We start from the raw sequence: 8,091 nt of genomic DNA, 5'->3' as shown, positions 1-8,091 counted from the left end.
GGGGTCCCGTTCTGCCTTCTGTTCCCGGGCGCCGGGCTTGCTCTCAATCCACCTGTCGGAAGCGCTCGGGTTCGCGCGAAGGTGCCGCACGGACAGCAGCTTCGCACCATCGCAGCGGTGCGAGCTCCTTCGCGGCCCGCTCGTCGCACCTCCGACGCCGTGTCTATGCCTCCACCGTGCATGATCCGCCGGGCCATCGCGGCGCGGCGGGATCGATCGGAGCTCTCTCGCGTTGGCTTCACGAGCGCCGGACGACCGGCGCCGTCCCAACGCCAGAAACAGGAAATCTCCGCAGATGATCCGATCGATGTCATTCGCCTTCCTTTCCACCGCCCTTCTTGCCGCTCCGGCCTTCGCCGCGCCGCCGCCAGCAGACGCGATGCCGCTGTCGGAGATTCTCCGCGGCCTCGAGGGACAGGCCGATTTCTCCCATATCGAAGACATCGAATGGGACGACGACGGCTACTGGGAGGTCGAGTACGTGCGCAGTGGCGGCGGCAAGGTGGAAATCCGCATCGACCCCGTCAGCGGTCAGCCACGGACCTGATCCGGACGCACGCCACGGGCGCTCTCCGACCGCCCGTGGGGCCCTCTGGCAGGTGCGGCGTCTCGCCGTCGCATCCTGCTGGCAGCGGCCGAGTGGTCCGTGCCCGCGTCGTTCAACTGACGACGAGCCGGCCTCGGATGCGGCCGGCGAGGAAATTCTCCACTTCGGCGGGCACGTCTGCGAGCGGCACCTCGCGCGCGATGACCGCGAGCGGCAGCTGCGGCGCGGCCTCGGCCAGCACGGACCACGCCTGCGTCCGCAGGGCATCGCTGCACGTCACCGAATCGATGCCGACCAGGCGGATGGCGCGGGCGAAGAACGGGTGCAGCGTCATCGGCACGTCGAAGCCGGCGACCATCCCGCAGGCGGCGATCGTCGCGCCGTAGGCCGCAGTCCGCAGCGCCTGCGCCAGGACGGGGCCGCCGACGGTGTCGACGACCACGGCAAAGCGGGGTTCACCGAGCGGCGCGGGGGCCATCGCGGCGAAGGCCTCGGGCTCCAGTACCGTTGAGGCCCCGAGCGAGTCCAGGAAATCGCGATCGTCCGCGCGCTTCTCCACCGCGGTGACCGTGAAGCCGCGCGCGGCCAGCAAGGCGACGGCGAGGCTGCCGATGCCGCCGCCGGCACCGGTGACCAGCGCTGGGCGTCCGTCACCGGGCGCTTCCCCGAATTCGAGAAGGCAGAGTGCCGCCGTCAGGCCGGCCGTGCCGAAGATCATCGCTGTGCGGGTGTCGAGCCGGTCCGGCAGCGGCAGCAGCCGGTCAGCGGGCAGGCGCGTCCGCCGGGTGTAGCCACCCCAGACCGCTTCCCCGAGCCCCTTGCCTGTGCCGACGACCCGCGTGCCGGCCGGATAGCGTGAATCGGTGGACGCCTCGACGACGCCGGCGAGATCGATGCCCGGAACGTGCGGATACCCGGCGACGGCGCCAACCTTGCCGGAAAGGATCAGGGCGTCCTTGTAGTTCATGCTGGAGTGCTCGACCCGGACGGTGACGTCGCCGGGCGGCAGGTCGGCGTCCGTCAGCGTGTCGAGCGAGACGCGGCGGGCCCCGTCCTCGACGTGGATCCGCAACGCGCTGAAGCTCTTGTCCATTTCTCTCATCCACTCCATCCGCCGTTCGGCGCGCCGTCATCATGCTTGGCCGGGCCGACCCGGACAGACGTCGATCCGCAAACGCGCACGGGCCTGGCTTCACCACGCCTCGTGCATGAAGCGGCCACCGACCATGGTCGCGCGGACGCCGATGCCCTCGAGGTCCTCGGCCGGCATCTCGGTCGGATCGTCGGACAGCACGGCGAGATCGGCGAGGTACCCCGGCTCGAGCCGGCCCTTCTCGTGCTCCTCGAAAGAGAGGTGGGCGGCGTTCACCGTCGCCATCCTGAGCGCCTCCAGCCCGGAGATGCGCTGCTTCGGCCCGATGACGCGGCCGGTGACTCGCTCGGTGCGGGTGCGGCAGACGGCCATGCACTTGAACAGGCTGATCGGGATGTTGTCGGTGCCCATCGCCACCGGCACGCCGGCATCGATCAGGGTGCGGTGGGGGACGACGTGGTTTCCGTCGTCGGTCGCGCCGTCATAGTCGTCGCCGTTCTTCCACAGGGCATAGACCGGGATGGTGGTGACGACGATGCCGAGGCGCTTCACCCGCGCGTGGTCCTCCGGCGAGAGATGGCCGACGTGCTCCATCACCCAGCGCCGCGCGGCGATCGGGTAGCGCGCCGCCAGATCCTCGAAGATCGGCAACACGGTGCCGAGGTTCTCGAGGATGACCGTGTGCACGCGCAGGTCATGCTGCGCGGCGAGCGTCACGAGGCCGCGATAGGCCTCGAGGTCGTTGTGCCACTCGACGAAGCCGGCCCAGCCGGTGTCGGGCAGCGCCTCGCGCGTCAGGGCAGCCGTGCAGGCCTTGCCGCCATAGCCGATGAAGACGCCGGAAACCCTGAGCCAGCGATCGCCGAGCCCGCGGCCGCGGGCAAAGCCCAGCCAGTCGCGCATGATGCGGCCGGCCTCCTCGACGCCCGACCAGGACGGGGAGACCGTCAGGGCGGTGCGGACCGTCAGCTCGCCCTGCTCCCACAGTCGCTGGTAGAGGCCGACGGACAGCGAATAGGAGCCGTGGCCCTCGTAGATCGAGGTGGTGCCGACGGCGTTGTAGAGCGCCATCGAGCGCCGCAGTGCGTCGAGGCGGGTGTCCCACGAGAAGCGGGGCACGTCCTGCAGGAGGTCGAATTCGAGGGTCGGCCGCTCGTTCTCCTCGTAGATCACCCCGGTCGGCCGGCCGTCGCCGTCCCGCTCGAAGACCACGCCGCCACAGCGGCCCTTGCCGCCGTCGAGAAGCCCGGTGCGGGCGAGCGCCAGGCTGTTCACAGAGGCGACCGTGGGAACGCGGCTCCAGGTGCCGAAGGCGCCCATGATGTAGACGGGGTGATCGGGTGCCGCCCGGTCGAGCTCGAATCGGTTCGGCATGCGGCCCTCGGCGAGCGCCTGCGGGCCGTCGAAATAGTAGGGTGGCGTGCCGACGGGCAGGGTGACGATCCACTCGCCCTTCGGCGTTGCGGCGGCGGCGCCGGCGATCGCCGCCAGCACGTCGGCGATCGAGCGGGCGTCCTTCAAAGCGAGGCGCGTGTGCTTCAGGCCCTCGCGCTCCATGTGGGCGTGGGCGTCGATCAGGCCGGGAACGACGGTGGCGCCGTCGAGGTCGATGCGGCGGGCGCCGGTGGCAGCGTCCGCGACCTCCGCCGCCATGCCGACGGCGAGGACGCGCTCGCCCTCGACGACGAGGCTGTCGGCTTCGCCGTGGCGGGCGCCCATCGTCAGGATGCGCCCGCCGGTGAGGAGGGTGCGGCCGCTCATCTGGAATCCGCTCCGTACCAGGGAAACAGCCGGTGCAGCGTCCACGCGAACAGCGCGTCGGCGAGGAAGCCGAGGGCGCCGAGCGCCATCAGTCCGACGAACATCATGTCGATGCGGAAGACGAGGTGGGAGAACGAGATCAGGTAGCCGAGGCCGCTCGAGGCGCCGACGAGCTCGGCCGCGACCACGATGACGAACGCGACCGCGGTGGCGTGGCGAAGCCCCGCGAAGATGAACGGCAGCGCCGCCGGCAGCACCACCTGGAAGAGGATCGCCGTGCGGCTCGCGCCAAGGCTCGCGGCCGACTGAACGTAGAGGCGCGGCACGTCGCGGACGCCGATGAAGGTGTTGATCCAGACGGGGAAGAAGGTGCCCCACGAGATCAGCGCCACCTTCGGCGTCTCGCCGAGCCCGAACCAGACGATGGCGAGCGGCACGAAGGCGATCGCCGGGATCGAGCGCAGGCTGTGCAGCACCGGGTCGGTGAGGTTCTGCGCCATCGCCATGCGGCCGGTGACGAGGCCGGCGAGCACGCCGAGCGTCGAGCCGATGACGAAGCCGGAGGCGGCCCGCTTCAGGCTCGACCAGGCGTGGCCGGCGAGCTGGCCGCTGGTGACGAGGTCAATCAGCGTCGCGACGATTCCGGAGGGCGGCGGGAACATCTGGACGTTGACGCCCGGCACGATGCGCGGCAGCACCTCCCACAAGGCGAGGAAGATCAGCACGCCGAGGACGTTGAGGGCGAGGATGCGGCGGATGCGCCGGCGCTTGCCCGCCGCGAGGTCGGCGCGGAAGCGCGCCTCGATCTCGCGCATGTCGCGCTCGGTAAGCGCCGCGGCGTGGCGGTCCGCCTCGGAGGCAGTGGCGGCGGTCACGGGGCCCCTCCCGACGTCATGGTGTGGAAGGCGCCGTTGACGGCGGCGTAGAGCTCGCCGAAGGCGGCACTGGTCCGGTCGCGCGGTCGCGGCAGGTGGTTTTCGACGATCGTCTCGATGCGGCCCGGCGAGGGGGCCATGACGACGATGCGGTCGCCGAGGAAAACCGATTCCTCGATGTTGTGGGTGATGAAGAAGATCGTCAGCCCGAACGCCTCCCAGATGCGCAGGAGCTCGGTTTGCAGCGTCACGCGCGTCATCGCGTCGACGGCGGCGAAGGGCTCGTCCATCAGGAGGATGCGCGGCTTGTTGACGAGGGCGCGGGCGACGGCGACGCGCTGGCGCATGCCACCGGACAGTTCGAACGGGTAGCGCTCGGCCGCGGCCGCGAGACCGACGCTCGCGAGGATCTCCGACGCCCGTTCGCGGCGCTCGGCGCGGCCGACGCCCTGCATCTTCAGGCCGAACTCGACGTTCTTGCGCGCCGTCAGCCAGGGAAACAGCGCGTATTCCTGGAAGACGACGCCGCGGTCCGGCGCCGGCCCGGCGATCGGCGTGCCGTAGAACGACAGGGTGCCGCGCGTCGGGCCGATGAAGCCGGCGATCATGTTGAGAAGGGTGGTCTTGCCGCAGCCGCTCGGGCCGATGGCACAGAGAAACTCGCCCGGACGGATGTCGAGCGAGACGTTGAGGAGTGCCCAGGTCGGGTCGCCGTCGGCGGTGGCGTAGAGCTTGGAGACGCCGTCGACCGAGACGGCGGCGGTTGCCGCCGTCCCGGTGCGATCGGCGAGGCCTGCTCCGTCGCGGGCCGCGACGGCCCGTTCGGGAAAGCCCGCCATGCTCAGAGCGAGACCCGGTCGGGGCGAAGCTTCTGCATGGCGTCGGGGTAGATCAGGCTGGAGAACAGGGCGCGCAGGTCGCCGCTGTAGGGCTCGGCGATCTTCTGCTCGATCGCCCACTCGGCCTCCGCGACCATCACGTCGACGATCTGCTTGTCGAGCTGTACCTTGATGTCGAGGAGCTCGATGCCCTTCTGGGTGTCGTCCTCGGACGTCGCTGTGCGCTCGGCGACATATTTCAGCGCCTCAGCGGGATTCGACTGGATGAACGCCTCGGACTCGAAGAGCGTCTTCACGGCGGCTTCGACGAGTTCGGGGGACTTCGTCACCGTGTCCTCGTTGGCGACGAAGATGAGGTGCGAGCGCCAGATGTCCTCGATGCCCTCGCGCGGCAGGATGATGATGTCGTCGCCGCCCTGGCGCTGGGCCGCGATCGCCGACAGCCAGTCCCAGGCGAAAGCGTTGACGTCGCCGCGAACCGTGGCGGCGACCATCTCCGGGCCGGCCATGTTGACGACCTCGACGTCGGCGAGGGTGAGACCATGCAGCTTCAGCCACTGGTTCAGGAAGAAGTGGCCGCTCGAGCCGATGCGGGTGGCGATCTTCTTGCCCTTGAGGTCGGCCGGCGTCTCGACGCCCGACTTCTTGCTGGCGGCGACGAGCATCTCCTTCGCCGAGCGGCTGAAGTCGGCGACGATGCGCGGCTTCAGCCCGCGCAGGGCGGCGAGCAGGGTCGGGCTCTGGGTGGTGGTGCAGAAGCTGGCGCTTTCGCTCAGCACCGCGTCGAGGGCGAGGCGGCCGGCGGTGAACTTCGCCACCGAGACATCGAGGCCGTTCGGCGCCCACAGCTTCGCCGCGTCGGCGACGTAGACGACCGTCCAGCCGTGGCCTTCGCTCTCGGCGACGGTGACCGGCGTGGCGGCGAAGGCGGTGGAGAAGCCCAGACCGGCGAACGGCAGCGCGAGGCCGGCGGCGGCGGTGGACTGCAGGAGGGTGCGGCGGTTCAGCATGGGGACGGCTCCGAATGCTTGGCGTCGCGGCACCGGCTCCCAGTCAGACGACGTCATTCCGTCGTCGGCGGCACCGCGTACGCTGTGTTCCCGGCTCTGGCATGCGTTTATTCACGTCTTGTATGCCAGGAACGCTAACAGCAGTTTCCGGAGGCGTCAAACGGCGCGTGCGGTGCCGCAGGAGCCCGAACCTGCGGAGCGGTGCCGCTGGCGAGGAGGCGCGCCCCGCGGCCCCGGCCTCGGCGGCGGTACCCCGCGTGCGAGCCCTCAGGCCGAGCGGCGGTGGACGGCGTGCAGGAAATCGGTGACGTCCTCGCCGAGCAGCGCGACGTGCGAGCGCATCAGGGCGCTGGCGCGGGCCGCCTCGCCGGCGACGATCGCGGCGAGGATCTCGGCGTGCTCGGGAATCGAGGAGAGCATCCGGCCGGGGCGATAGGTGACGTGGTGGCGGTAGGGCGCCGTCTTCAGCGTCACGGCGCGCAACTGCGCCTGCAGCACCTTGTTGCGGCTCGCCTGGGCGATCTCGTGGTGGAAGGCGTTGTTGGCGAGGAAGAAGGCGGGCACCGCGCCGCTCGCCGCGGTCTCCGAGCAGCGCTCGTGCAGGGCCGCCAGGCGGGCGTGGTCGTCAGGCCGGCTGCGGCGCGCGGCGAGCCCCGCCGCCAGTGCCTCGAGCTCTGCGACGACGGAAAAGGCATCGAGCAGGTCCGCCGGCTCGAGCTCGGCGACCATGGCGCCGCTGCGGCCGCGGACACTGACGAGCCCGCTCGCCACCAGCCGTTGCAGTGCCTCGCGGATGGGCGTGCGGGAGACGCCGAATTCCTCGGCCAGATGGCGTTCGTCGAGCCGGTCGCCCGGCCGGCGCTCGCCCCTCAGGATCGAGTCTTCCAGTGCCTCGACGATCTCCGACGAGCGCGAGACGAAGGGCTGTCGCAGCGGCGTCTCTTCGGCGATGGACAAGAAGGGCCCCCGGGAGGTGCTGTGTTCGGCGGTCGTCGGCAAGCGTCCGCGACACCGGTTCGAGGGCGTCACGCGCCCGTTCGTCTTAGGCGAACGTCGGCCGTCTGACAACGCGAGGGAGCGCCGAAACGCCAGGCTTCGGCATACGCTGTTGGAATTCCTGCATGCCAGCTTCGCGCGAGGCTCCCCGCACACGACAGCTTGAACGCCATGCCGGTGTCTGTGGCTGCAACCCTGAGGTATGGTTCGGTTGCTCCAGATGTACGTGGGCCCGCCAAGTCGGGCAGTTCATCCGGCCTGGTGCGACGGACGCCGCCGAACTGCGGTGCGTCGTCGTGCGCCCGGGCCGTCCTCTCCGGCCGTTCCCTTCCGCGCGATCCGCGCCCTGGTTCTGGCGACACCCGTGTGTCGTCGGCCGCGGTGCGCGCCTCCCCCCTGCGCACCGCGGCCGGTTCTTCCCGCGTAGGAGAGTGTTGCCATGAAGACGATTGCGATCCTGAACGACGGCCAGCGGCGTTTTCCGTCCGTGGCGGCCGGACTGGTGGCGGGTGCACTGGTACTCGCCACCGCGTTGGTCGACCCTGCGGCGGCGCAGACCGCGGCGTCCGATACGAAGGAACTGCATCGCCGGACGATGATGTTCACCGGCCAGTTCAGCGACGAGCCGATCGAGTCCGCCATTGTCTACACGGTGCCGGCGAACCGCAGCTTCCGCATCACCGACCTCATTCTGACGAGCTACACGAACGCGTTCTGCGACATCACCATCGGCGGCACCTACGAGATCCGGCTGCAGCCGAACTCGACCCTCCCGCTCAGCTTCCAGAGCGGGCCGACGTTCGGGCCCGGCGAGCAGGTGCAGATCGTCAGCACCTGGCGCCTGCCGGGCCACGGCGACAGCTGCCGGCCGATCTACACGATCATGGGTTACACCTTCACCGTGCAGTAGCGGACGCGGCGCGGCGCCGGCAGTCACTGTCCGGCGCCGGAAATATACACGGCTGTCATC

8 protein-coding genes are annotated in these 8,091 nt (G+C 70.2%); 2 read left to right on the top strand and 6 right to left on the bottom strand.

Translation table 11 applies throughout. The annotated features are described in order from the left end of the window. The first annotated feature begins 295 nt into the window (after positions 1-295). Positions 296-547, top strand: coding sequence for a PepSY domain-containing protein (locus RUR49_RS02660; RefSeq protein WP_409144786.1), 252 nt, complete (start codon positions 296-298; stop codon positions 545-547). Positions 548-659: 112 nt separating this feature from the next. Here RUR49_RS02660 and RUR49_RS02655 read toward each other — a convergent pair whose 3' ends face one another. From RUR49_RS02655 to RUR49_RS02630, 6 genes are all read right to left on the bottom strand, one after another. Continuing rightward, the gene (locus RUR49_RS02655; protein ID WP_409144785.1) at positions 660-1,640 is read right to left on the bottom strand and encodes an acryloyl-CoA reductase; all 981 of its coding nucleotides are present in this window, start codon (positions 1,638-1,640) and stop codon (positions 660-662) included. A 99-nt stretch (positions 1,641-1,739) separates the two neighbouring features. Next, positions 1,740-3,401 carry an amidohydrolase gene (locus tag RUR49_RS02650; protein WP_409144784.1) on the bottom strand — a complete coding sequence of 554 codons (1,662 nt, stop codon included), beginning with the start codon at positions 3,399-3,401 and terminating at the stop codon, positions 1,740-1,742. Then, positions 3,398-4,276, bottom strand: a complete 879-nt coding sequence (locus RUR49_RS02645) for an ABC transporter permease (protein WP_409144783.1) — start codon at positions 4,274-4,276, stop codon at positions 3,398-3,400. The genes RUR49_RS02650 and RUR49_RS02645 overlap by 4 nt, the downstream gene beginning before the upstream one ends. Further along, positions 4,273-5,115 carry an ABC transporter ATP-binding protein gene (locus RUR49_RS02640; protein WP_409144782.1) on the bottom strand — a complete coding sequence of 281 codons (843 nt, stop codon included), beginning with the start codon at positions 5,113-5,115 and terminating at the stop codon, positions 4,273-4,275. The genes RUR49_RS02645 and RUR49_RS02640 overlap by 4 nt, the downstream gene beginning before the upstream one ends. A gap of 2 nt (positions 5,116-5,117) precedes the next feature. Beyond that, entirely contained in the window at positions 5,118-6,125 is a 1,008-nt protein-coding gene (locus RUR49_RS02635) for an ABC transporter substrate-binding protein (RefSeq protein ID WP_409144781.1), read from the bottom strand. Between the two features lie 267 nt (positions 6,126-6,392). Then, positions 6,393-7,082, bottom strand: a complete 690-nt coding sequence (locus RUR49_RS02630) for a GntR family transcriptional regulator (RefSeq protein WP_409144780.1) — start codon at positions 7,080-7,082, stop codon at positions 6,393-6,395. A gap of 478 nt (positions 7,083-7,560) precedes the next feature. Here RUR49_RS02630 and RUR49_RS02625 point away from each other — a divergent pair, with 478 nt between their 5' ends. Next, positions 7,561-8,031, top strand: coding sequence for a hypothetical protein (locus tag RUR49_RS02625; protein ID WP_409144779.1), 471 nt, complete (start codon positions 7,561-7,563; stop codon positions 8,029-8,031). The last annotated feature ends 60 nt before the right edge of the window (positions 8,032-8,091 follow it).

Origin of the sequence: Pseudoxanthobacter sp. M-2 (genome assembly GCF_046156265.1) — a bacterium.
GTDB lineage: Bacteria > Pseudomonadota > Alphaproteobacteria > Rhizobiales > Segnochrobactraceae > CAMDHY01.
This window is presented reverse-complemented; position numbering and strand designations above follow the sequence as displayed.

Excerpts from the sequence above, each read along its gene's own strand:
- RUR49_RS02660 (WP_409144786.1), top strand. The coding sequence starts at position 296 with ATGATCCGATCGATGTCATTCGCCTTCCTTTCCACCGCCCTTCTTGCC.
- RUR49_RS02655 (WP_409144785.1), bottom strand. The coding sequence starts at position 1,640 with ATGGACAAGAGCTTCAGCGCGTTGCGGATCCACGTCGAGGACGGGGCC.
- RUR49_RS02650 (WP_409144784.1), bottom strand. The coding sequence starts at position 3,401 with ATGAGCGGCCGCACCCTCCTCACCGGCGGGCGCATCCTGACGATGGGC.
- RUR49_RS02640 (WP_409144782.1), bottom strand. The coding sequence starts at position 5,115 with ATGGCGGGCTTTCCCGAACGGGCCGTCGCGGCCCGCGACGGAGCAGGC.
- RUR49_RS02635 (WP_409144781.1), bottom strand. The coding sequence starts at position 6,125 with ATGCTGAACCGCCGCACCCTCCTGCAGTCCACCGCCGCCGCCGGCCTC.
- RUR49_RS02625 (WP_409144779.1), top strand. The coding sequence starts at position 7,561 with ATGAAGACGATTGCGATCCTGAACGACGGCCAGCGGCGTTTTCCGTCC.